This is a genomic window from Acinetobacter psychrotolerans, assembly GCF_048552595.1.
Lineage (GTDB): Bacteria > Pseudomonadota > Gammaproteobacteria > Pseudomonadales > Moraxellaceae > Acinetobacter.
Map to the genome: position 1 here is coordinate 45,744 of NZ_JBIMDK010000016.1, position 23,863 is coordinate 69,606.

Consider the following 23,863-nt stretch of genomic DNA (forward strand, 5'->3'; position numbering starts at 1 on the left):
ACTACATTATGAAGTTGTTGGCAGAATTCCCTATTGTTTATGAACAAAAAGTAGCTTGGGGAGATATGGATGCTTTCGGTCATGTGAATAATGTGATGTATTATCGTTATATAGAAAATGCTCGTATTGCTTATTTCGATCAATTAAATGTCTTTGGACAAGATGTTTTAACTGTTGTTGCATCCAGCCAATGCAAATATCTAAAACCAGCATTCTATCCAGACGTGTTACATATTGGTGCAAGAGTTGAAGAAATTCGAAATAGTGCAATGCGTATGCGTTATGTTTTATATAGTTCTCAACAGCAACAAATTGTTGCAGATGGTGATGCAGTCATAGTATTTGTGGATAAAGTGGAAATGAAAAAAACATTAATTCCATCCATGTTACGTCAGTCAATTCTTGACCTAGAAATGACAGTTCAAAATGATTTAAGCAAAGCATTAAGTGATTAAGCACTATTTATGATATTTAAAATAGAAGAAAGTTAATCTATTTTATTCCTTACTTAAAATAAGCCTTAAATCTCGTTATTATATTTTTGTTCTTTTATGTATTACAAGTTGATTATATGTATTGCTTAATTGAGAAAATAAAAATACTATTACTTGGAAATTATTTTAAATAACTATTATGAGTTTGTGCGGAGAGTTGGTTATGCCAGATATTAGTAAATTATCAGTTGAAGAGTTAAGAAAGTTAACAGCAGAAGCAGAAGCTTTAATTGAATCTAAAAAAGATCAAGAAATTGAAGATGCATATAATAAAATTATTGAAATTGCAGCATCTGCAGGTTTAACTTTAGAACAGTTTATTGAATACGGTGCTCAAAAACGTAAAAAATCAACGCGTAAAGCAGTTGAACCGCGTTATCGTAATAAACATGATAGTTCTGAAACTTGGACTGGGCGTGGTAAACAGCCACGTTGGTTAGTTGCACAAATTGAAAAAGGTGCAAAATTAGAAGATTTCTTGATCTAATCTTCATCTAAGTGTCATTTTAAGATTATAAAATTGAAAAAACCAAGCGAAAGTGCTTGGTTTTTTTATAGAGTGAATTGGCGATGTGAAAAAACTGTGCATAATGTAAAGACAAGAGGACATCATCTCGCACGGAAGAATAAATGAATATGGTAAAAGCTGGATGAATAAAAAATCAAAACAGATCAGTTGGTGGGTTACAGGTGTTGTCGCTTTTCTAGTTTTTGTATTATTACAGGTTCCTGCGACTTGGTTGATTTCAAAATTTTATAAAAACAATCAGATACTTCAAAATGTGAGTGGCAATATTTGGCAGGGTCAAGCAGATTGGCATAAAGGCAATTTACGTGGTTCTGTAACATGGCGAACGCGACCTTGGGATTTGGTTTTATTGCGTTTAGGCGCAAATATTGAAGTGCATAGTGGACAAACCCAGTTAAATGGCGTGGTTGGTTATGGTTTAGGAAAAAAAATCATTTTTAAAAATATCGATGGGAAAATTGCACCTGAAACTTTAAAAAATATTGCAAATTGGCAGTGGCCTGCAAATTCAATTCAGTTAAATGATATCAGCTTGAGTTTTAAAAAAGATAGTGGCTTTAGTGATGCCGATGGTCAGTTGCAATGGGGTGGGGGGGAGTTGCGCTATAGCTTCGGTCAGCGTCAAGATCAAATGAATATTCCTTCTTTAAATGGTCAACTCAAGGATGAAGCGGGTAAACTTATTTTTGATATTCAGGATCAACGCAGTCAAAAAATGGCGAATATCAGTTTAGATTCAAGCATGATGTTAGACGTGCAATTGACTCAGCGTATGTTGCTGAATGTTCCTTCCTATGACGGTAAGGCAGGTTTGGATACTTTTGTGATTAGTTCTAGACAACCACTTATACAAGGTGGTTTCTAATGATGAATATAAAAGAACGCTTTGAAAATATTACACTGAAAAAGTCAGAAAATTTTGCACCTATTATTTTGCTATTGCTTATTCTCGCACTGTGTTGGAAATTGGCATCTATATTTTGGTGGGTTGTTGCACCACCGCAAGCTGTACAGCCTGAGCAAGTAAGTTTAGGGTCACAGCAAACTCAAGTACCGAATATTTCAAGTTTCTCGCTATTTAATGAAGTTGGTGCTACGAGCGCAGCAGACGATAGTATTCCAATGTTGTTGCAAGGTGTTGTGGTCAGTTATCCAATGCGCTTTTCATCTGCGGTAATTAAAGTCAAAGAAACAGCAGATCGTTATCGTGTTGGCGATACAATTGAAGGTACCAGTTATCAGTTATCCGAAGTATATTGGGATCATATTGTACTGAGTCAAAATGGTCAGAATGGCAAAGAGTTGCGTTTTACGGGGTTGGATAATCTTTATCAGCCTGTGCCACTCAATCCGACTGGACAAGCACCATCTACGCCATCTGAGCAGACGACACAATCGCCTCCACAGCAGCAAAATTCGAGTCAAAATGCATTGGGGCAGGCGATTGATCGAATGAATGAAAATAGAGAACAATATCTAAAGAACATGGGGGTGAGCACTAATGGCGGTCAAGGCTATGAAGTGACAGATCAAACCCCCGCAGCACTTCGGAATAAATTAGGTTTAAGATCTGGGGATCGCATTCTTTCACTCAATGGACAATCAGTGGGTCAAGGACAGAGTGATGTTCAGCTGCTAGAACAAGCAAAGCGTGACGGTAAAGTGAAAATTGAAATTAAGCGTGGTGATCAGGTGATGACCATTCAGCAAAGTTTGTAAGTGGCTAGGACTACAAATAAAATTAGGATAGATAATAAGTTATGGCTTTTTTGAATCACAATCGACCACTTTGGGCATTCGTTGCAGCAGCACCAATGATGGCTGCAATTAGTACCGCAGCACATGCTCAGACATGGAAAATTAACTTACGCGATGCTGATCTCACTGCTTTTATCAATGAAGTTGCAGATATTACAGGCAAAAATTTTGCTGTTGACCCACGTGTACGTGGCAACGTCACGGTTATTTCTAATAAACCACTCAATAAAACTGAGGTCTATGATCTATTTTTAGGTGTTTTGAATGTCAATGGCGTGGTGGCGATTCCTTCTGGAAATACCATTCGTTTAGTACCCGATAGTAATGTAAAAAATGCAGGTGTACCTTTTGATCCGCGTAACAATGCACGAGGTGATCAGGTTGTTACACGTGTGATTTGGTTGGAAAATACCAATCCGAATGATTTGATTCCTGCGTTGCGACCATTGATGCCACAATTTGCTCATTTGGCTGCAATACAAGGCACCAATGCGCTTATTGTTTCAGATCGTGCAGCGAATATTTATCAGCTCGAAACCATTATTCGTAATTTGGATGGTACAGGGCAAAACGATATAGAGGCTGTTCCGTTACAGCAAAGTCAAGCAGAAGAAATCATTAAACAGTTAGATGCAATGAGTTCGACGGGTGCATCTAAGGACTTTGCTGGGGCTCGGGTTCGTATTATTGCAGATGGACGTACCAATCGTATTCTCATCAAAGGTGATACGGGAACACGTAAACGTATTCGCAATATGATTGAAATGCTCGATGTGCCTTCTGCGGATCGTCTGGGTGGTTTAAAGGTATTTAAACTAAAATATGCGAGTGCTAAAAACTTATCCGAAATTTTACAAGGTCTCGTGACTGGTCAGACGGTAAATTCAAGCTCAAATAACGCATCAAGTAATTCATCAAATAATAGTTCAAGTAATAATATTGGTAATTCGAACTACAGTAATAATTCGTCATCAAGCAGTAGTTCAAACTCAGGCAGTATTTCTACACCCTCAATTAATTTGGGTGGAAGTTCAAACAGCAACAATAATCAAAACAATGTCACCAGTTTTAATGCCAATGGCGTCAGTATCATTGCAGATGGTGCGCAAAATGCGCTAGTCGTAAAAGCTGAACCGCAATTGATGCGTGAAATTGAAGCGGCGATTCAACAGCTTGATGTGCGTCGTCAACAAGTATTGATTGAAGCAACCATTATTGAGGTTGAAGGCAATGACGCAGACCAGTTGGGTGTGCAATGGGCAATGGGTGATTTAAGTAGTGGCGTTGGTTTAATTAACTTTGATAAAGTGGGTACGAGTTTATCAAAGTTAGCTGCGGGCTATTTAACTGGCGGTGCAGCTGGATTGGGTTCAGCCTTAGGTGCGGGATCATCGTTGATATTGGGCGATTATAAAGAAGGTGCTGATGGTTCACGTAAACTATATGGCGCTTTAATTCAGGCTCTAAAAACCAATACGAAATCTAATTTATTGTCTACACCTTCAATTTTGACTATGGATAATGAAGAGGCCTACATTGTCGTGGGTCAAAATGTCCCTTTTGTTACTGGGTCAGTTAGTACCAATGGTGGAACAGCTAATCCATATACTTCTATTGAGCGTAAAGATGTCGGTGTAACTTTAAAGGTCATTCCCCATATTGGTGAGGGTGGTTCAATTCGTTTAGAGGTTGAACAAGAAGTATCAGCTGTCGCCGAAAGTAAGGGGCAAGCTTCTGATTTGGTGACAAGTAAGCGTTCTATTAAAACAGCGGTGTTAGCCGATCATGGTCAGACCATAGTGTTGGGTGGTTTGATTTCGGATGACACAAGCCGTGTTCGTCAATCGATACCACTTTTGGGGGATATTCCTGGTTTAGGGCGCTTATTTAGAGCAGAAAGTAAATCTAATAATAAACGTAATCTTTTGGTCTTTATTCACCCAACAATTGTGGGGGATAGTGCTGAAATACGTAAAATGGCGCAACAGCGTTATGATCAATTGTATAGCTTGCAGTTGGCAATGGATAAAGATGGAAGTTTTGCCAAGCTGCCTGCCAATATTGAAGATGTTTATCAGCAACGTTTACCAATTGAGTCGCCTAAAAGTTCACAGCCTTCGGTCGTTCAGCCACAGTTTATACCTGCGCAACCTACTCAATATAACAATGTACCTTCAGGTGGTGTGATCAAAGTTCCTGCACAAGGTAATGCTATAACGACACCAGTTGCGGAAGAGTAATCAATAGTATTAGATCTTCATTATGATCTTGCAGCAGGAGTGTAAATTCATTCTAGAGCGCAGGTCGTATTTGACATTTATCTTTAGTTCTCAGTCTTATGTTGCACATGCAAGAATCTTTTGCAGCAGCGCAGATTTAGAACTTTATAGATGTCATGTTAATATAAATTCAGATTTGAAAATGAGAAGTGCATCATGACTTGGAAGTTACAAGCAATATCAGGTGAGCTAGAAGGTCAAGAGGTTATCGTTGACCGTGATATGTTAGTGGGTAGACATCAAGATGCAGATATTCAACTGCAATCTGCGGAAATTTCTCGTCGTCATGCTGCTTTTTTATTAAAAGATACTGCTCTTTGGGTGCAAGATTTAAAATCTTCCAATGGTACTTTTGTGAATGATATCCGTCTTGAGCAAGAAAAATTGCTCAAAGAGGGTGATATTGTTCAATTCGCCAGTATTAAATTTAATGTACTTGAGCCTGCTAAGGTTAGAGTTGAACCTGAGCAGCCTGTTGCTGTGGATGTTGAAATAGCTGCGGCCCCTCAAGCTGTTGAAAGGTCAATTCAACAACCTTCGGAAGCGGTTGCAACGGCAGAAATTCCTAAAGCTGTTGAAGTTGTAGAAAAGACTGCGGCACAGAGTATGAGTGAGCAAGGTATGCCTGAAATTGCTGCTCGCGATACAAATGTGCAGCTCACACGTGATGGCATGCCTGCGAATGTGGGTATTCCAAAACCTGCACCTATTCCAGAAGGTGTTGATCTTCAGGCTCAAGTTCAACCTGCACCTGTTGCAACTCCAGAAGCACCATCAGTTGCAGATAAGCAACTTGAAGAAAAGAAAAATACTTCAGTGGGTTTAATCACAATTGTGACTTTGGTTATTTTGGCAATAATTGCTTGGCTATTCTTTAAATAATTGCCGAATGCGATACACTCAAAGGCATGCAATCGCATGCCTTTATTTTATGAATGTTTTATTAGTCCAATATCAGGTGTAAATCATGAATGTTGCAAAGCTAGATCAACGAGACCTTATTTTATTTGATTTGGATGGGACCTTGGTCGATTCGGCATTTGACTTGTACCGTGCAATGAATTTGAGTTTGGCTCGTTTAGATTTGCCACAAGTTACAGAAGCTCAGGTTCGAGTCTGGATTGGTAAAGGCACATCGTTATTTTGTGAAAGCACATTGAAATATCTAAAAGGAGAAGTTGATCCAGTTTTACATCAACAACTTTTAGATACTTTTTTGGATATTTATAATGCTGAACCGTGTGTGGATACTCAGCCATTTTCAGGAATTTTAGAATTTTTAGATTGGGGAATTCAAAACAATAAAAAATTGATTTGTGTGACCAATAAGCCTGAACAGCCTGCACGAAAAATTTTAGAAGAATTGAAAATGGATCATTATTTTGTCGATGTGATTGGTGGTGATCGTTTTGATGTGCGTAAACCGCATCCAAAGCCGTTACTGTACTGCGTAGAAACTTACCAGAGCTCAAATGCGAAAACTCTCATGATTGGTGATTCGAGTAATGATGTAGAGGCTGCACGCCGTGCAGAGGTTGATTGTATTGTGGTGAGCTATGGCTATAATCATGGTGAAGATATTCAGCTTTGTCAGCCGCAACAAGTTGTCGATAATTTAACTGAGCTTTTAACTTAAAGTTGTTTTATTGCAGCATCAATATTTAAAAATAGTGGTGAGAGAAGGGAAGAGGAATGAATAATAAACATATTTTTCGATGGCAACACTAAGAGAAATTTATAGTAATCAAAACTTAGTCCTATCAAAAATAGAGAGAATTCCTCATGACAACTTCAGTGCAATTTGAACAATTAAAATCGAGTGGTTACAACTTAATTCCAGTTTATCGTCAACGTTTGGCAGATACCGATACGCCATTATCGGTATTTGCACGTTTGAAAGACCATCAACAAGCGTATTTATTTGAATCTGTAGAGGGTGGTGAAAACTGGGCACGTTATTCCATTATTGGATTGGGGGAGTCTACAGTCTTTTCGTGTAATGAAGGGCAATTGACCGTTCAATCACCCGATGGCACGCTCAACACGCAAGCATGTTCAGACCCATTTCAATATATCCGAGATTTTCAAGCACAGTTTAATGTGCCGACTCAACATGATTTACCTGCACTGCCAAACTTTACCGGTGGTTTAGTTGGTTACTTTGGTTATGATTCAGTGCGTTATATTGAGCCACGCTTAAAAAATATGCCTGTAGCAGACCCTGTGGGTGTTCCAGATTTATGGATGATGTTATCGAAGACAGTGATTGTTTTTGATAATTTAAAAGATACTTTATTTTTAATTGTACATGCCGATGTTCATGATGCAGATGCTTATACAAAAGCACAGCAGCAACTGGATCATTTAGAAAAATTATTAGCAACCCCAATTAGCTTGGTTGCAAAAAAACATACACCACCACATTTTGTATCTTTAACGGGTAAAGAGAAGTATTTAGAGTCCATTGAGACCGTTAAAGAATATATCCGTGCAGGCGATGTGATGCAGGTTGTTCCAGGGCATCGTATGGTGTCAGATTTCGATGGAGAGCCATTACAGGTCTACCGTGCTTTACGTCACCTTAATCCATCACCTTATTTATTCCTTGTGCAAGGGCGAACACTGACAGATAAAAAACCATTCTATATCGTGGGTTCGTCACCAGAAATTCTTTCTCGCCTTGAAAATGGTATAGCCACTGTGCGTCCGCTCGCAGGCACACGGCCACGTGGGAAAACTAAAGAAGAAGATTTAGCATTGGAAAAAGATTTGCTTTCAGATGAGAAAGAGATTGCAGAGCATTTAATGCTGATTGATTTAGGTCGTAATGATATTGGTCGTGTTTCTAAGATAGGTAAAGTGAAAGTGACTGATCGAATGGTGATAGAGCGTTATTCGCATGTTATGCACATTGTTTCTAATGTGCAGGGGGAAGTTTTGGATGATGTTGATGCTTTGGATGTTTTTAAAGCAACTTTTCCTGCTGGAACACTTTCTGGTGCGCCAAAAATTCGTGCAATGGAAATTATTGACGAAGTTGAACCAGTAAAACGTGGGATTTTTGGTGGAGCTGTTGGTTATTTAGGCTGGCATGGTGAAATGGATATGTCGATTGCGATCCGAACCTGTGTAATTCGTGAAAATAAAGTCTATGTACAGGCTGGAGCAGGCTTAGTTGCAGACTCAAATCCTGAATCAGAATGGAATGAAACCCAAATAAAAGCTCGCGCAGTGATCAAAGCGGTTGAATTATCATCAAACGGGTTGATTTTATGAGTTTTTGACAGTTTTTTTGCAAAAAACACTTGCAAGGATTCTAAGTTTTGCTAAACTGCACACCGTTCCGATACGAAACGTACGAAACACTAAGAAGCGCCGGCATAGCTCAGTTGGTAGAGCAACTGACTTGTAATCAGTAGGTCCACAGTTCGAATCCGTGTGCCGGCACCACTTTAAAGGTTTTGTGATAAAGTAGTTCAGAACGACACTGAAAGTAAGTGTGAATGGTGAGATTCCCGAGCGGTCAAAGGGAGCAGACTGTAACTCTGCCACGAAAGTTTCGAAGGTTCGAATCCTTCTCTCACCACCATTAACTTCGATAGAAGTGGTTAATTACCAACATTAAGCGGGAGTAGCTCAGTTGGTAGAGCGGCAGCCTTCCAAGCTGCATGTCGCGAGTTCGACCCTCGTCTCCCGCTCCATCGAAGATGATTGCTCTTATAGCTCAGTGGTAGAGCACTCCCTTGGTAAGGGAGAGGTCTCGAGTTCAAGTCTCGATAAGAGCTCCAGATACAGTTTAGTAGATTAATCTACACCAGTTTTTAGAAAGCAGGCTTATTAGTCTGCTTTTCGAGTATTTAGGTGTCTAGTTTTTTAGACGATTGTCGATGCTGAGTTGTTTTGACTCGTGTTCGACGTAAACGAGGAAGATCTCATGGCTAAGGCTAAGTTTGAACGTAATAAGCCACACGTAAACGTGGGCACAATTGGTCACGTCGACCATGGTAAAACAACTTTAACGGCTGCGATTGCAACTGTATGTGCTAAAACTTTTGGCGGTGAAGCGAAAGATTACGCTGCAATTGACTCTGCACCAGAAGAAAAAGCACGCGGTATTACAATTAATACTTCACACGTAGAATATGATTCTCCAGCTCGTCACTATGCGCACGTAGACTGTCCAGGTCACGCCGATTATGTTAAAAACATGATCACTGGTGCTGCTCAGATGGATGGTGCGATTCTTGTATGTGCTGCGACTGATGGTCCTATGCCACAGACTCGTGAACACATCCTTCTTTCTCGTCAGGTTGGTGTACCTTTCATTCTTGTATTCCTTAACAAGTGTGACCTTGTTGATGATGAAGAATTACTTGAATTAGTTGAAATGGAAGTTCGTGAACTTCTTTCTACTTATGACTTCCCAGGTGATGACACGCCTATCATTCGTGGTTCAGCTTTGGCTGCACTTAACGGTGAAGAAGGTCAGTATGGCGTTCCTGCTGTTCTAGCTCTTGTTGAAGCGCTTGATACTTATATTCCACAACCAGAACGTGCTATCGACAAGCCATTCTTGATGCCAATCGAAGATGTATTCTCTATCTCTGGTCGTGGTACTGTAGTAACTGGTCGTGTTGAAGCTGGTATCGTTAAAGTTGGCGAAGAAATTGAAATCGTTGGTATTAAAGATACAGTTAAAACAACAGTAACTGGCGTAGAAATGTTCCGTAAACTTCTTGACGAAGGTCGTGCGGGCGAGAACTGTGGTGTTCTTCTTCGTGGTACTAAGCGTGAAGACGTACAACGTGGTCAAGTACTTGCTAAGCCAGGTACAATCAAGCCGCATACTAAGTTTGATGCTGAAGTATATGTACTTTCTAAAGAAGAGGGTGGTCGTCATACTCCATTCCTTAACGGTTACCGTCCACAATTCTATTTCCGTACAACTGACGTAACTGGCGCAATCCAATTACAAGAAGGCGTGGAAATGGTTATGCCTGGTGATAACGTAGAAATGTCAGTAGAACTAATTCACCCAATCGCAATGGACCCAGGTCTACGTTTTGCGATCCGTGAAGGTGGTCGTACTGTAGGCGCTGGTGTTGTTGCGAAAGTAACTCTATAATCGCTAATGTGTTAATTATAACCGAGGGTTTAGGCTCTCGGTTTGTTTGTAGGTCAGTAGTTCAATTGGTAGAGCGTCGGTCTCCAAAACCGAATGTTGGCGGTTCGATCCCGTCCTGACCTGCCAGTTTTTAAATAAAAAACTTGATGTCGGCTAAACTGGTCATATAATAAATCGCGAAACCTACGACGAGTAAAAAAATGTCGAACGATAAATCACGCGACGCAATGGGCGACGCGGCAATTCCTCAAAGAAACAATTCTGCTGAAGTGGTGAAAACAAGTTCTCCATTAGATTTTATTTTGTGGATTATAGCATTGGCTTTATTTGGCTGTGCGTTAATGACAAATCAATATCTTCCAGCATATTGGGCGCCAGCCAATGGTATTTGGGTGCGTATTGGGGTGATTATAGCTTGTGTCATCGTAGCTTTAGGTTTATTATACGCCACCCATCAAGGCAAGGGCTTTGTTCGTTTGCTTAAAGACTCGCGTATTGAACTGCGTCGGGTAACTTGGCCAACGAAACATGAAACAGTAACGACTTCATGGCAGGTTTTGGTTGTTATCATTGTTGCTGCAATCGTTTTGTGGTGTTTTGACTACATTATTGGTTGGTTTATGAAGTTTATTATCGGGTAAGAGAGCTATGAAACGTTGGTACATTATTCATGCCTATTCAGGTTATGAAAAACAAGTGATGCGTTCACTTAATGATCGAATCCAGCGTAGCGCTGTTGCTGATAGTTTTGGTGATGTCCTTGTTCCTACTGAAGAAGTAGTGGAAATGAAGGATGGTAAGAAACGTAAATCAGAGCGTAAATTCTTTCCAGGTTATGTGTTAATTGAAATGGAAATGAATGACGATACTTGGCACATTGTTAAAGAATGTCCCAAAGTACTCGGCTTTATTGGTGGTACGGCAGACAGACCTGCGCCAATTACGCAAAAAGAAGCTGATGCGATTCTTGCACGTGTACATAATAAGGGTGAAGCACCGCGTCCTAAGACGATGTTTGAGCCTGGTGAAGAATTATTGGTTGTTGACGGTCCATTCACAGACTTTAAGGGTGTGGTGGAAGAAGTTCAATACGAAAAATCTCGTCTTACATTGACGATTAATGTATTTAATCGACCAACTCAAGTTGAATTGGAATTTCGCCAAGTCGAAAAATCAATGTAATTTGAGTTGTTTGAAAAACGCCCGATTTGTTATGAGTCGGGCATTGTTGTTGTAACAGTATTGTTACGTAAATGCTTGGGGAGCTCTAAAAGGCGTTTGTACCCAGAGGTAATTTGAAATGGCTAAGAAAATTGACAGCTATATCAAGCTGCAAGTTCCAGCTGGTAAAGCGAATCCATCTCCACCGATTGGTCCTGCATTGGGTCAACGTGGTGTTAACATCATGGCTTTCTGTAAAGAATTCAATGCTGCGACACAAAAACTTGAAGTTGGTCTTCCAATTCCAGTAGTGATCACTGTGTACAATGATAAATCGTTCACATTTATCATGAAAACTCCACCTGCTGCTGTTCTTCTTAAGAAAGCTGCTGGTATCCAAAAGGGTTCAGCTATACCTAACAAAACTAAAGTTGGTAAGTTGACTCGTGCTCAATTGGAAGAAATTGCGACTACTAAAGAACCAGATTTAACTGGTGCTGATTTAGACGCACGTGTACGTACCATTGCTGGTTCTGCGCGTTCTATGGGCTTGGAAGTGGAGTTATAAGACATGGCTAAATTAACTAAACGTCAAAAAGCCATTGCTGCTGCTATTGAAGCAAACAAAGTTTACTCTTTAGAAGAAGCAGTTCAAGTACTTACGAATCTTCCTGCTGCAAAATTCAAAGAATCTTTGGATGTTGCGGTAAACCTAGGTGTTGATCCTCGTAAATCTGACCAAGTTGTTCGTGGCGCGACTACACTTCCTGCAGGTACTGGTAAAACTGTACGTGTTGCTGTGTTTGCTCAAGGCGCTGCTGCTGAAGCTGCTAAAGCTGAAGGCGCGGACATTGTTGGTTTTGATGATCTTGCTGAAAGCATTCAAGCGGGTAACCTTGACTTTGACGTAGTAATTGCTGCTCCAGATGCAATGCGCGTTGTTGGTAAGTTGGGTACGATTCTTGGTCCACGTGGCTTAATGCCTAACCCTAAAGTGGGTACTGTAACTCCTGACGTTGCTACTGCAGTTAAAAATGCAAAAGCTGGTCAAGCACGTTACCGTGTAGACAAAGCAGGTATTATCCATGCTGCGATTGGTCAAGTAGGTTTTACTGCTGAAGCTATTCGTTCAAACCTTGAAGCACTTGTTGCTGACCTTAAGAAAGCAAAACCTGCTACATCTAAAGGTATTTACATCCAAAAGATCACTTTGAGCTCTACTATGGGTCCAGGTCTTGTTGTTGATGTTCAAAACGTTACTAAATAAGTCTCGACTTATTAAAGAATTTTGAAGCCCTGAGTAAGATTTAAAGCAATGCTTTAAAACTTACGCAAGAAACGCGCTGTCGTATTTTGCGAACTTAGGCAAACTTTGAATTGATAAATTAAATTTATCAGCGTCAAAGACCTCAGGCGAGGTGGGTTTTAGGACTCACTTCTTAAAAAACCAGTCTGAGTAGACGCGGTGGTGTGATTTATTCCTCCTCCGCGTGCAAGCCAAGCGATTGGTTTGCGAATTGGGAGTGCATTCATATGAGTGCATAAATCACCTTAGGAGGTTTTCAATGGCTCTTCTTATCGAAGACAAAAAACAGATCGTTGCCGAAGTAACTGAAGTTGCTTCTAAAGCGTTTGCTGCCGTTGTTGCTGATTATCAAGGTTTAACTGTTGAGCAATTAACTGCTCTTCGTGTTGAAGCTCGTAAGTTAGGTGTTACTACACGTATCGTGCGTAATACTTTGGCTAAACTTGCTCTTCAAGATACGCAATTCACTATCTTGAATGACAACCTTGTTGGTCCAACAATTTTAGCTTTCTCAAATTCTGAAGATGACATGGGTGCAGCTGCACGCTTGTTCGAAGAATTTGCTAAAACGAACAAAGCATTTGAATTAAAAGCTGCTGCATTTGATGGCAAACTTTATCAAGGTGCTGAAATTAGCGTTATTGCAAATCTTCCGAACCAAGAAAAAGCGCTTACTATGCTTGCTAATGTTCTTCAAGCTCCTATTTCGAAATTGGGTCGCTTACTTACAGCGCTTCAAGAGAAAAACGAGTCAGAAGCTGCTTAAGCTTAACAAAACTTTTTATCCACCATTCAACACCCATTTGGAGTTATTCTCATGGCTTTAACAAACGAAGAAATCTTAAACGCAGTTTCTGAAAAAACTGTTCTTGAACTTGTTGAACTTATTTCTGCATTCGAAGAAAAATTCAACGTATCTGCTGCTGCTGTATCTGCAGGTCCTGCTGCTGCTGCTGCTGTTGTTGAAGAGCAATCAGAATTCAATGTTGAATTGACTTCTTTTGGCGCAAACAAAGTTGCTGTAATTAAAGCAGTTCGTGAAATCACTGGTCTTGGCTTGAAAGAAGCTAAAGATTTAGTTGAAAGCGCTCCTGGTAACCTTAAAGAAGGCGTTACTAAGGAAGAAGCTGCTGAACTTAAAGCTAAGCTTGAAACTACTGGCGCTACAGTTACTGTTAAGTAATTTCTTTTTGGGGCAAATTTTAATTTGACCCCAAAAATTGGCTGATGGCTCTTGGGTCATCAGCCTTTTTGCGTTACAATAATCGGCTCGATTTTAGATTGATTGATAGAAAAATCATCAATTTTTAAAATAATTAAAGCTAATCAAACGCTTAGCAATGTTTTTGAGCTGTTGAAAATATTGTTAAGCGTTTTATACCACTGAAATTTGCAGCATTTGTATAAAAGTGGTGGTCATATCGACCTGCGTAATTCCTTCTAAGTCCGTTCTGCAGGCGGCTTAGTTTACTTTCCGAGGACTCCAGATGGCATACTCATATACCGAAAAGAAACGGATCCGTAAGAATTTTGGTAAATTGCCCCAAGTCATGCATGCTCCGTACCTGCTTTCGATTCAAGTCGACTCGTACAGATCATTCTTACAAGATGGCAAAACTCCAAAAAACCGTGAAGATCTTGGTCTGCAAGCCGCGTTTCGTTCAGTTTTTCCAATCGAAAGCTATTCTGGCAATGCTGCTTTAGAATTCGTTGAGTATAGTCTTGGTAAGCCTGAGTTTGATGTGCGCGAATGTATTCTTCGTGGCTCAACTTATGCGGCACCAATGCGCGTAAAAATTCGTTTGATCATTAAAGATCGTGAAACGAAATCAATTAAAGACGTTCGTGAACAAGAAGTGTACATGGGTGAAATGCCACTCATGACTGAGAATGGTACTTTCGTTATTAACGGTACTGAGCGTGTAATCGTATCTCAGTTGCACCGTTCACCTGGCGTGTTCTTTGATCATGATAAGGGTAAAACCCATTCAAGCGGTAAAGTGCTTTATTCAGCACGTATTATTCCTTACCGTGGTTCATGGTTAGATTTCGAATTCGATGCTAAAGATTTAGTTTTTGTTCGTATTGACCGTCGCCGTAAATTACTCGCGACTGTTGTTCTACGTGCATTAAGTTATAGCAACGAACAAATTTTGAATATGTTCTATGAGAAAGTACCTGTATATCTTGATATGGGTAGCTATCAAATCGACTTAGTTCCAGAGCGCCTTCGTGGTGAAATGGCACAGTTCGATATTGCTGATAATGATGGTAAAGCCATTGTTGAGCAAGGTAAACGTATTAATGCGCGTCATGTACGTCAAATGGAAGCTTCTGGTTTAACTAAACTTCCAGTTCCAGATGAATATCTTTATGAGCGTATCGTTGCTGAAGATATTGCTTTGCATAATGGTGAAGTGATTGCAGCGAATACAGTTCTTAGCCACGAAATTATGGTGAGAATTGCTGAAGGTGGTGTTAAACAATTTAACATCCTATTCACCAATGGTATCGACCGTGGTTCTTTTGTTGCGGATACATTACGTGCAGATACGACAACCGGTCGTGAAGAAGCACTTGTAGAAATCTACAAAGTAATGCGTCCAGGTGAGCCACCAACGAAAGAAGCAGCTGAAAACTTATTCAATAACTTATTCTTCGCTACAGAACGCTATGATTTATCGCCTGTAGGCCGTATGAAGTTCAATCGTCGTTTGGGTCGTCCTTACGAAGTGGGTACGGATCAGAAGTCTCGTGAAGTTGAAGGTATTCTTTCAAAATCAGATATTATTGATGTATTGAAGACTTTAGTTGAAATCCGTAACGGTAAAGGCGAAGTCGACGATATCGATCACTTGGGTAACCGTCGTGTTCGTTCAGTCGGTGAAATGACTGAAAATCAATTCCGTGTTGGTTTAGTTCGTGTTGAGCGTGCTGTAAAAGAGCGTTTAAACCAAGCTGAAACAGATAACTTGTCTCCACAAGATTTGATCAATGCGAAACCAGTTGCAGCTGCAATCAAAGAATTCTTTGGTTCAAGCCAGTTGTCTCAGTTCATGGATCAAAATAATCCATTGTCAGAAATTACACACAAACGTCGTGTATCTGCGCTTGGACCCGGTGGTTTAACACGTGAACGTGCAGGCTTTGAAGTACGTGACGTACATCAAACTCACTACGGTCGTGTGTGTCCAATTGAGACTCCTGAGGGACCAAACATTGGTTTGATCAACTCGCTTTCTGTTTATGCAAAAGCGAATAACTTCGGTTTCTTGGAAACACCTTACCGTAAAGTTATTGATGGTCTAGTGACGCTTGATATTGAATATCTTTCTGCAATTGAAGAAGTAGGTACTGTTATTGCACAGGCCGATTCTGCATTGGATAAAGATGGTCGTTTAGCTGAAGATTTTGTTTCTGTACGTCATGAAGGTGACTTCGTTCGTATGCCTCCTGAAAAAGTGACGCATATGGACGTATCTGCACAGCAGATTGTATCTGTTGCTGCATCACTTATTCCGTTCCTTGAACACGATGATGCCAACCGAGCATTGATGGGTTCAAACATGCAACGTCAGGCTGTTCCTACATTGCTTGCTGATAAACCACTTGTTGGTACAGGCATGGAAGCAAACGTAGCGCATGACTCTGGTGTATGTGTGATTGCGAAACGTGGTGGACGTATTGAGTTTGTTGATGCTTCTCGTGTCGTTATTCGTGTAAATGAAGACGAAATGATCGCTGGTGAAGCAGGTGTAGATATCTACAACCTGATCAAATATACCCGTTCGAACCAAAATACCTGTATTAACCAAAAAGTTCTTGTGAAATTGGGCGATAAAGTCGGTCTTGGTGATGTATTGGCTGATGGTCCATCTACAGACGGTGGTGAACTTGCGCTTGGTCAAAACATGCGTGTAGCGTTCATGACTTGGAATGGTTATAACTACGAAGACTCGATCTTATTATCTGAGCGTGTACTTCAAGAAGACCGTTTGACGTCTATTCACATTCAAGAATTGTCATGTGTAGCACGTGATACTAAGTTAGGCGCAGAAGAAATTACTGCCGATATTCCTAACGTTGGTGAAGCTGCACTGTCTAAATTGGATGAGTCAGGTATCGTTTATATCGGTGCTGAAGTGACTGCTGGTGACATCTTAGTCGGTAAAGTAACGCCTAAAGGTGAAACTCAGTTAACACCAGAAGAGAAATTGCTTCGCGCTATTTTCGGTGAAAAAGCGGCTGACGTTAAAGATTCTTCTTTACGTGTTGCTTCAGGTGTGAAAGGCACAGTTATCGACGTTCAAGTGTTTACACGTGACGGTATCGAGAAAGATGAACGTGCTCAAGCAATTGAAAAATCACAGTTAGATTCATACCGTAAAGATTTGAAAGAAGAATATAAGATTTTTGAAGAAGCAGCACGTGAACGTATTATTCGCTTGTTGAAAGGTCAAGAATCTAATGGCGGTGGTACGACTAAACGTGGTGACAAACTTTCTGAAGACGTATTGTCTGGATTAGCCCTTGTCGATCTTTTAGAAGTTCAACCAACGGATGAAGGTATCGCAGAGCGCTTAACTCAAATTCAGGTGTTCTTGAAAGAGAAGAGCATTGAAATCGATGAGAAATTTGCAGAGAAAAAACGCAAACTTTCTACAGGTGATGAGCTTACAACTGGTGTATTGAAAGTTGTTAAAGTTTATTTAGCTGTAAAACGTCGTATTCAGCCTGGTGATAAAATGGCCGGTCGTCACGGTAACAAAGGTGTTGTATCTAACATTTTACCTGTAGAAGACATGCCGCATGACATCCATGGTGTACCTGTTGATATCGTTTTGAACCCACTGGGTGTACCATCACGTATGAACGTGGGTCAGATTCTCGAAACTCACTTAGGTATGGCTGCGAAAGGTCTTGGTGACAAGATCGATAAGATGTTGAAGGAGCAACGTTCAGTTCTAGAACTGCGTGCTTTCTTAGACAAGATTTATAATAAAGTTGGTGGCGAGCAAGAAGATCTTGATAGCTTAACTGATGATGAGATCTTGGTATTGTCAGGTAACTTACGTCAAGGCGTACCTTTAGCAACACCAGTATTTGATGGTGCTGAAGAAGGTCAAATTAAAGAGTTACTTGAACTTGCTGACATTTCTCGTACGGGTCAAACAGTATTGTATGACGGACGTACAGGTGAACGTTTTGACCGTCCAGTAACCGTTGGTTATATGTACATGCTGAAACTGAATCACTTGGTTGATGACAAGATGCATGCGCGTTCTACAGGTTCTTATTCTCTTGTAACGCAACAGCCGCTTGGTGGTAAAGCACAGTTCGGTGGTCAGCGTTTCGGTGAGATGGAGGTCTGGGCACTTGAAGCTTATGGTGCAGCTTATACACTTCAAGAAATGTTGACTGTGAAGTCGGATGACGTTGAAGGCCGTACTCGCATCTATAAGAACATTGTAGATGGTAACCATTATATGGATCCGGGCATGCCTGAATCGTTCAACGTATTGACCAAAGAGATCCGTTCTTTAGGTATCAACATTGAACTGAAAAATGGTGACTAATTAGCCATGAATCCCCCCAACCCCCTTTAAAAAAGGAGGAGTTCCCATTCTATAAGAGTTGGAGCTTCCCTCCTTAGTAAAGGAGGGATTGAGGGAGGATTTTTTCAGTGAAAACAATATTTGTGACCCAGTTGGAGAGTGAAAATCTCTTTGACACACGGAGAAAAAAATTGAAAGACTTGCTCGATATCATGCGCAAAAAGACGGATTCAGACGGTCACGCTCCTGTAGAGTTTGATCGCATCCGTATTGGTCTTGCGTCACCAGAAATGATTAAGTCATGGTCTCATGGTGAAGTTAAAAAGCCTGAAACCATTAACTATCGTACGTTTAAGCCTGAACGTGATGGTTTATTCTGTGCCAAAATTTTTGGTCCAGTAAAAGATTATGAATGCTTATGCGGTAAGTATAAGCGTATGAAATACAAAGGCGTCATTTGTGAAAAATGTGGCGTTGAAGTAACAACTGCGAAAGTACGTCGTGAGCGTATGGGTCATATTGACCTTGCTTCACCAGTTGCGCATATTTGGTTCTTAAAATCATTACCAAGCCGTATCGGTCTTTTACTTGATATGACTTTACGTGATATCGAACGTGTATTGTATTTCGAATCATACGTTGTAACAGATCCTGGTATGACTCCGATGGAGAAATATCAGCTTCTTAACGATGAAGAGTACTTTACTGCGTTAGAAGAACATGGTGATGAATTCAGCGCAAAAATGGGTGCAGAAGCGATTCAAGATTTGTTGAAAGACATCGATCTTGAAGCTGAAATTTCTCGTTTACGTGAAGAGATTCCAAATACAACTTCAGAAACGAAGCTTAAAAAAGCATCTAAACGTCTGAAGTTAATGGAAGCATTCAAAGATTCGAACAACAAGCCTGAATGGATGGTGTTGACTGTACTTCCAGTACTTCCACCAGATCTTCGTCCGCTTGTACCACTTGAAGGTGGTCGTTTCGCAACTTCTGATTTGAACGATCTTTACCGTCGTGTGATCAACCGTAATAACCGTCTAAAACGTCTTCTTGACCTTGCAGCGCCAGACATTATCGTACGTAACGAAAAACGTATGTTACAAGAGTCTGTAGATGCATTGTTAGATAATGGTCGTCGTGGTCGTGCAATTACTGGTTCGAACAAACGTCCGCTTAAATCTTTGGCAGATATGATCAAAGGTAAGCAAGGTCGTTTCCGTCAAAACTTACTCGGTAAACGTGTTGACTATTCAGGTCGTTCGGTAATTACCGTTGGTCCTACTTTACGTTTACATCAATGTGGTCTTCCAAAGAAAATGGCACTTGAATTATTCAAGCCGTTTATCTTTGCTAAGCTACAAGCTTCTGGCCAAGCAACAACCATTAAAGCTGCGAAGAAAATGGTTGAGCGTGAAACTCCTGAAGTTTGGGACGTTCTTGCATCTGTAATTCGTCAACATCCAGTGATGTTGAACCGTGCGCCAACACTTCACCGTTTAGGTCTTCAAGCATTTGAACCTATTCTGATTGAAGGTAAAGCGATCCGTTTACATCCACTCGTTTGTGCTGCGTTTAACGCCGACTTCGATGGTGACCAAATGGCGGTTCACGTTCCATTAACACTTGAAGCTCAATTAGAAGCTCGTGCGTTAATGATGTCGACTAACAACATCTTGTCACCTGCAAATGGTGAGCCAATTATCGTACCTTCTCAAGACGTAGTCTTGGGCTTGTATTACATCACTCGTGATGCAATCAATGTCAAAGGCGAAGGCATGGTGTTCTCGGACACAGATGAAGTAAACCGTGCATTGGCAACAGGTCAAGTGAATTTACACGCTCGCGTTAAAGCACGTGTACACCAGACTGTGATTGATGAAGATGGTAATCGTGAACATCAAACGATTATTGTGGATACGACGCCTGGTCGTTGCTTACTTTGGGAAGTTGTTCCTGAAGGTATGGATTTCCAGCAAATCAACGTTGAGATGACCAAAAAGAACATCTCTAAATTGATTAACTCTTGCTACCGTAAATTGGGTCTTAAAGATACTGTTATCTTTGCGGATCAATTGATGTACTTGGGTTTCCGTCAAGCGACTCGTTCAGGCGTTTCGGTGGGTATGGAAGACATGCTCATTCCGCCACAAAAACAAGCAATTATCGAAAAAGCAGAAGTTGAAGTTCGTGAAATTGAACAACAATTCGAGCAAGGTTTCGTAACTGCTGGTGAGCGTTATAATAAAGTTGTCGATATTTGGGCACGTACCAATGACCAAGTTGCGAAAGCGATGATGGACAACTTGTCTTTCACTACTGTTCAAAATAAACAGGGTGAAGATGAGAAGCAAAAATCATTTAACAGTATCTACATGATGTCTGACTCTGGTGCCCGTGGTTCGGCAGCTCAGATTCGTCAGCTTGCAGGTATGCGTGGTTTGATGGCAAAACCAGATGGTTCGATCATTGAAACACCGATTAAAGCAAACTTCCGTGAAGGTTTGACAGTACTTCAGTACTTCATCTCAACACATGGTGCACGTAAAGGTTTGGCCGATACAGCACTTAAAACAGCGAACTCAGGTTACTTGACTCGTCGTTTGGTTGACGTTGCACAAGATTTAGTCATCACAGAACCAGATTGCGGTACTTTAGACGGTCTAGTAATGACACCATTCATTCAAGGTGGTGATGTTATTGAGAACCTTGGTGCACGAGTATTGGGCCGTGTAGTTGCTGAAGATGTGAAACGTGTTGGTTCTGACGAAGTTCTACTTCCACGTAATACTTTAATTGATGAAAAACTTGCCACATTTATTGAAAATGCTGGTGTCGACGAAATTAAAGTACGTTCAGTTGTAAACTGTGCTTCTACTTTCGGTGTATGTGCAAAATGTTATGGTCGTGACTTGGCTCGTGGTCATCAGGTAAATCCTGGTGAGTCTGTGGGTGTTATGGCTGCGCAATCGATTGGTGAACCTGGTACACAGTTAACCATGCGTACATTCCACGTCGGTGGTGCTGCGAGCAGAACGTCTGCCGCAAATAGCGTACAAGTGCGTAACAAAGGTACAGTTCGTTTCCATAACGTAAAAACTGTTCAACATGCTAAAGGTCATTTAGTATCTGTTTCACGTTCAGGTGAAATTGGTATTGCGGATGATATCGGTCGTGAACGTGAACGTTACAAACTTCCTTATGGTGCGTCGATCTTGTTGAAAGATGGTCAAGCTGTAGAAGGCGGTGGTATCGTTGCAACTTGGGATCCGCATACACATCCATTGGTAACAGAAGTAGCAGGTAAAGCACGTTTCAGCCAAATCGCTGATGGTGTGACTGCAACATCGAAAACTGATGATGCAACGGGTATGACAACTACCGAAATCTTGCCAGTAACAGCACGTCCTGCTTCTGGTAAAGATATGCGCCCAGCAATTGTGTTGGATACTGCAGATGGTGGTGAACAGTTCTACTTCTTGCCACAAAACACGATCGTAACTGTTCGTGATGGCGAGACGATCGGTGTCGGTGACGTTATCGGTCGTGTACCACAAGAAACTTCACGTACACGTGATATTACCGGTGGTCTACCACGTGTAGCTGATTTGTTCGAAGCACGTAAGCCGAAAGAGCATGCAATTCTTGCTGAAATTTCAGGTGTTGTAAGCTTTGGTAAAGAGACCAAAGGTAAGAATCGTCTTGTGATTACTCCAGATGATGGTTCTGAGATTTACGAAGAACTTATTCCGAAATGGCGTACCATGAACGTGTTCGAAGGCGAACATGTAAACCGTGGTGAAACCGTTTCTGATGGTCCACAGAACCCGCATGACATCTTACGTTTGAAAGGCGAAGTTGCACTTACAAACTACGTTGTAAATGAAGTGCAAGACGTTTACCGTCTACAAGGTGTAAAAATCAACGACAAGCACATTGAAGTGATCGTACGTCAAATGTTGCGTAAAGTTGATATTACTGATGGCGGCGATACAAGCTTCATCAAAGGTGAGCAAGTAGAGTACATCCGCGTGGTTCAAGAAAACCAGGCTGTGTTGGCTCAAAACAAGTTCCCTGCGAAGTTTGAACGTTTGTTGATGGGTATTACTAAAGCATCACTTTCTACTGACTCGTTCATCTCTGCTGCATCGTTCCAGGAAACAACTCGTGTGTTAACTGAAGCTGCTGTAACAGGTAAAGAAGATCTATTACGTGGCTTGAAAGAGAACGTAGTTGTAGGTCGCTTAATCCCAGCGGGTACAGGTTTGGCTTACCACTTAGAACGTCGTCGTCAAGAAGCTGAAGCTGCAGAGCATGAGCTTGTAAGTGACTTCTCTGATGTAGACCAAGCTTTCTCTCAAGCTTTAAATGAAGATTCTTTCTAAGAAACTCATTTAAAAATTGAAATGAAAAAGACGCCTTAGGGCGTCTTTTTTATATACTGAGTAAACCTAAGTCATAAATATTAAAAATGGTAATTAAAATTAGACATAAATTGATCGTTTTACTGACAGCGATGTTAGTTCCAGTCAGTATGATGATGTTTTTACCTTCTCAGCCAGAAGTGCGTTGGCAAGCTGATGTATTTCAGTTCATCACAGAAAAATTAAAGATTCGGACAGGAATGTCTGGCCCTTTGGCTTTTTATACGGTATTGGTTACTGCATATTTTTCGATATTTAGCATCATTTGGGCAGTCATTTTATTTGGGATGATTTGGCAAGAAGATCGTGAAAGTACACCTCAAAGAAAGTCCCAAGTAGCGCAGTTTAAGCTGTGGGATGGTGTGCTTGTGGTTGTATGCATTATTGGGTTTATCTGGTTTAGTTTTTCGATGATGCAATGGCATTTCGCTAAACAAGATATGACCATAGGTTTAGGTCGAAATGGTTATTTATTTCAATCGTTGTATCAATATAAACTTGGTGTTGTTTTTGCTGAGCTATTTTTTATGTTTTTCTTAGTATTTAGCCAGCTTGCAATTTTTATGCTTGCCTATGCAAGTTATCATTTTCTCAAAGAAAAATTTAAACGAATAGAATGATGATTTTAGCTTTAAAAATCTTGTGATTAAGTTAATGATTTACGAGGAAATCGTCATTCAATGAAAATTTCTTATTAACATGAATGTTATTTAAATTCGACTGTGCATCTTTGATAATTAAAGACTACAAATAGCAACATGAAAATTTAATTTAATCCATAAATTAGTGTTTTCATAAAATCAGTTGTAATCAATTGCATTTGTAAGTTCAGATAGAAAGGATGAATAACATGAAAAAAATAGTAATGACTATGATGTGTGTGAGTTTACCTATTGTGATGCTTACAGGTTGTGAAAACATGTCAGCAAATGATAAGCGTATTACTTCTGCGGCACTTGGTGGTGCTGTTGGTGGTGGTATAGGTAATCATGCTGGTAATGGTGTGGGTGCTGCTGTTGGCGCAGGTGGTGGTGCCGCTGTAGGTAGTAAAGCCAATAATGGATCAAACCGAAATGCGACATATAGCGGTGTGGGCGCAGGTATTGGTTCGGTGATTGGTAAAGGACTTTTTGGTGGTGATGCAGGTGCTGCAATTGGTGGAGCGATTGGCGGTGGTGCAGGATCTGCAATTGAAAGTAAGAAGTGATTGAATTTTCAATCATTCACATAGC

19 protein-coding genes and 5 tRNA genes are annotated in these 23,863 nt (G+C 40.6%); all 24 read left to right on the plus strand.

Features of this window, described 5'->3' with window-relative positions:
* Nucleotides 1-8: 8 nt before the first annotated feature.
* The 24 genes from ACG94X_RS13200 to ACG94X_RS13315 all read left to right on the plus strand — a co-directional run bounded on the left by ACG94X_RS13200 (nucleotide 9) and on the right by ACG94X_RS13315 (nucleotide 23,838).
* The gene (locus ACG94X_RS13200; RefSeq protein ID WP_419384174.1) at nucleotides 9-455 is read left to right on the plus strand and encodes an acyl-CoA thioesterase; all 447 of its coding nucleotides are present in this window, start codon (nucleotides 9-11) and stop codon (nucleotides 453-455) included.
* Between the two features lie 202 nt (nucleotides 456-657).
* The gene (locus ACG94X_RS13205; protein ID WP_419384175.1) at nucleotides 658-981 is read left to right on the plus strand and encodes an H-NS histone family protein; all 324 of its coding nucleotides are present in this window, start codon (nucleotides 658-660) and stop codon (nucleotides 979-981) included.
* A gap of 163 nt (nucleotides 982-1,144) precedes the next feature.
* Nucleotides 1,145-1,888: a type II secretion system protein N gene (gene gspN / locus ACG94X_RS13210; RefSeq protein ID WP_419384176.1), complete on the plus strand. Its 744-nt coding sequence runs from the start codon at nucleotides 1,145-1,147 to the stop codon at nucleotides 1,886-1,888.
* Between the two features lie 2 nt (nucleotides 1,889-1,890).
* A complete protein-coding gene (locus tag ACG94X_RS13215; protein ID WP_419384199.1) occupies nucleotides 1,891-2,742 on the plus strand; it encodes a type II secretion system protein N in 852 nt (283 codons plus the stop codon).
* A 41-nt stretch (nucleotides 2,743-2,783) separates the two neighbouring features.
* Nucleotides 2,784-5,021, plus strand: coding sequence for a type II secretion system secretin GspD (gspD, locus tag ACG94X_RS13220; RefSeq protein ID WP_419384177.1), 2,238 nt, complete (start codon nucleotides 2,784-2,786; stop codon nucleotides 5,019-5,021).
* 195 nt (nucleotides 5,022-5,216) lie between these two features.
* Nucleotides 5,217-5,942: an FHA domain-containing protein gene (locus tag ACG94X_RS13225; RefSeq protein WP_419384178.1), complete on the plus strand. Its 726-nt coding sequence runs from the start codon at nucleotides 5,217-5,219 to the stop codon at nucleotides 5,940-5,942.
* Nucleotides 5,943-6,027: 85 nt separating this feature from the next.
* Entirely contained in the window at nucleotides 6,028-6,696 is a 669-nt protein-coding gene (locus ACG94X_RS13230) for an HAD-IA family hydrolase (protein ID WP_419384179.1), read from the plus strand.
* A 146-nt stretch (nucleotides 6,697-6,842) separates the two neighbouring features.
* Nucleotides 6,843-8,336: an anthranilate synthase component I gene (gene trpE, locus ACG94X_RS13235; RefSeq protein ID WP_419384180.1), complete on the plus strand. Its 1,494-nt coding sequence runs from the start codon at nucleotides 6,843-6,845 to the stop codon at nucleotides 8,334-8,336.
* Nucleotides 8,337-8,434: 98 nt separating this feature from the next.
* Nucleotides 8,435-8,510, plus strand: a tRNA-Thr gene (locus ACG94X_RS13240).
* Between the two features lie 55 nt (nucleotides 8,511-8,565).
* Nucleotides 8,566-8,649, plus strand: a tRNA-Tyr gene (locus tag ACG94X_RS13245).
* Between the two features lie 36 nt (nucleotides 8,650-8,685).
* Nucleotides 8,686-8,761: transfer RNA gene (locus ACG94X_RS13250), tRNA-Gly, on the plus strand.
* A 12-nt stretch (nucleotides 8,762-8,773) separates the two neighbouring features.
* Nucleotides 8,774-8,848: transfer RNA gene (locus tag ACG94X_RS13255), tRNA-Thr, on the plus strand.
* A gap of 146 nt (nucleotides 8,849-8,994) precedes the next feature.
* Nucleotides 8,995-10,185 carry an elongation factor Tu gene (gene tuf / locus ACG94X_RS13260; protein WP_419382675.1) on the plus strand — a complete coding sequence of 397 codons (1,191 nt, stop codon included), beginning with the start codon at nucleotides 8,995-8,997 and terminating at the stop codon, nucleotides 10,183-10,185.
* Nucleotides 10,186-10,235: 50 nt separating this feature from the next.
* Nucleotides 10,236-10,311: transfer RNA gene (locus ACG94X_RS13265), tRNA-Trp, on the plus strand.
* A 74-nt stretch (nucleotides 10,312-10,385) separates the two neighbouring features.
* On the plus strand, nucleotides 10,386-10,826 hold the full coding sequence (gene secE / locus ACG94X_RS13270; protein WP_419384181.1) for a preprotein translocase subunit SecE: 441 nt from the start codon (nucleotides 10,386-10,388) through the stop codon (nucleotides 10,824-10,826).
* 7 nt (nucleotides 10,827-10,833) lie between these two features.
* On the plus strand, nucleotides 10,834-11,367 hold the full coding sequence (nusG, locus tag ACG94X_RS13275) for a transcription termination/antitermination protein NusG (protein ID WP_419384182.1): 534 nt from the start codon (nucleotides 10,834-10,836) through the stop codon (nucleotides 11,365-11,367).
* Nucleotides 11,368-11,485: 118 nt separating this feature from the next.
* Nucleotides 11,486-11,914, plus strand: a complete 429-nt coding sequence (gene rplK / locus ACG94X_RS13280) for a 50S ribosomal protein L11 (protein ID WP_419384183.1) — start codon at nucleotides 11,486-11,488, stop codon at nucleotides 11,912-11,914.
* 3 nt (nucleotides 11,915-11,917) lie between these two features.
* Nucleotides 11,918-12,613, plus strand: coding sequence for a 50S ribosomal protein L1 (rplA, locus tag ACG94X_RS13285; RefSeq protein ID WP_419384184.1), 696 nt, complete (start codon nucleotides 11,918-11,920; stop codon nucleotides 12,611-12,613).
* A 298-nt stretch (nucleotides 12,614-12,911) separates the two neighbouring features.
* On the plus strand, nucleotides 12,912-13,418 hold the full coding sequence (gene rplJ, locus ACG94X_RS13290) for a 50S ribosomal protein L10 (protein ID WP_419384185.1): 507 nt from the start codon (nucleotides 12,912-12,914) through the stop codon (nucleotides 13,416-13,418).
* A 51-nt stretch (nucleotides 13,419-13,469) separates the two neighbouring features.
* Nucleotides 13,470-13,835: a 50S ribosomal protein L7/L12 gene (gene rplL, locus ACG94X_RS13295; protein WP_419384186.1), complete on the plus strand. Its 366-nt coding sequence runs from the start codon at nucleotides 13,470-13,472 to the stop codon at nucleotides 13,833-13,835.
* Between the two features lie 304 nt (nucleotides 13,836-14,139).
* A complete protein-coding gene (gene rpoB, locus ACG94X_RS13300) occupies nucleotides 14,140-18,228 on the plus strand; it encodes a DNA-directed RNA polymerase subunit beta (protein ID WP_419384187.1) in 4,089 nt (1,362 codons plus the stop codon).
* A 170-nt stretch (nucleotides 18,229-18,398) separates the two neighbouring features.
* Nucleotides 18,399-22,592 carry a DNA-directed RNA polymerase subunit beta' gene (gene rpoC / locus ACG94X_RS13305; RefSeq protein WP_419384188.1) on the plus strand — a complete coding sequence of 1,398 codons (4,194 nt, stop codon included), beginning with the start codon at nucleotides 18,399-18,401 and terminating at the stop codon, nucleotides 22,590-22,592.
* Nucleotides 22,593-22,702: 110 nt separating this feature from the next.
* The gene (locus ACG94X_RS13310; protein ID WP_419384189.1) at nucleotides 22,703-23,251 is read left to right on the plus strand and encodes a hypothetical protein; all 549 of its coding nucleotides are present in this window, start codon (nucleotides 22,703-22,705) and stop codon (nucleotides 23,249-23,251) included.
* Between the two features lie 230 nt (nucleotides 23,252-23,481).
* Nucleotides 23,482-23,838 (plus strand): YMGG-like glycine zipper-containing protein, encoded by a 357-nt coding sequence (locus ACG94X_RS13315; RefSeq protein ID WP_419384190.1) that lies wholly within the window; start codon nucleotides 23,482-23,484, stop codon nucleotides 23,836-23,838.
* The last annotated feature ends 25 nt before the right edge of the window (nucleotides 23,839-23,863 follow it).

Bases quoted from the DNA above. Each gene is read 5' to 3' on its own strand.
- ACG94X_RS13200 (WP_419384174.1), top strand. From the start codon at position 9: ATGAAGTTGTTGGCAGAATTCCCTATTGTTTATGAACAAAAAGTAGCT.
- ACG94X_RS13205 (WP_419384175.1), top strand. From the start codon at position 658: ATGCCAGATATTAGTAAATTATCAGTTGAAGAGTTAAGAAAGTTAACA.
- gspN (WP_419384176.1), top strand. From the start codon at position 1,145: ATGAATAAAAAATCAAAACAGATCAGTTGGTGGGTTACAGGTGTTGTC.
- ACG94X_RS13215 (WP_419384199.1), top strand. From the start codon at position 1,891: ATGAATATAAAAGAACGCTTTGAAAATATTACACTGAAAAAGTCAGAA.
- gspD (WP_419384177.1), top strand. From the start codon at position 2,784: ATGGCTTTTTTGAATCACAATCGACCACTTTGGGCATTCGTTGCAGCA.
- ACG94X_RS13225 (WP_419384178.1), top strand. From the start codon at position 5,217: ATGACTTGGAAGTTACAAGCAATATCAGGTGAGCTAGAAGGTCAAGAG.
- ACG94X_RS13230 (WP_419384179.1), top strand. From the start codon at position 6,028: ATGAATGTTGCAAAGCTAGATCAACGAGACCTTATTTTATTTGATTTG.
- trpE (WP_419384180.1), top strand. From the start codon at position 6,843: ATGACAACTTCAGTGCAATTTGAACAATTAAAATCGAGTGGTTACAAC.
- tuf (WP_419382675.1), top strand. From the start codon at position 8,995: ATGGCTAAGGCTAAGTTTGAACGTAATAAGCCACACGTAAACGTGGGC.
- secE (WP_419384181.1), top strand. From the start codon at position 10,386: ATGTCGAACGATAAATCACGCGACGCAATGGGCGACGCGGCAATTCCT.
- nusG (WP_419384182.1), top strand. From the start codon at position 10,834: ATGAAACGTTGGTACATTATTCATGCCTATTCAGGTTATGAAAAACAA.
- rplK (WP_419384183.1), top strand. From the start codon at position 11,486: ATGGCTAAGAAAATTGACAGCTATATCAAGCTGCAAGTTCCAGCTGGT.
- rplA (WP_419384184.1), top strand. From the start codon at position 11,918: ATGGCTAAATTAACTAAACGTCAAAAAGCCATTGCTGCTGCTATTGAA.
- rplJ (WP_419384185.1), top strand. From the start codon at position 12,912: ATGGCTCTTCTTATCGAAGACAAAAAACAGATCGTTGCCGAAGTAACT.
- rplL (WP_419384186.1), top strand. From the start codon at position 13,470: ATGGCTTTAACAAACGAAGAAATCTTAAACGCAGTTTCTGAAAAAACT.
- rpoB (WP_419384187.1), top strand. From the start codon at position 14,140: ATGGCATACTCATATACCGAAAAGAAACGGATCCGTAAGAATTTTGGT.
- ACG94X_RS13315 (WP_419384190.1), top strand. From the start codon at position 23,482: ATGAAAAAAATAGTAATGACTATGATGTGTGTGAGTTTACCTATTGTG.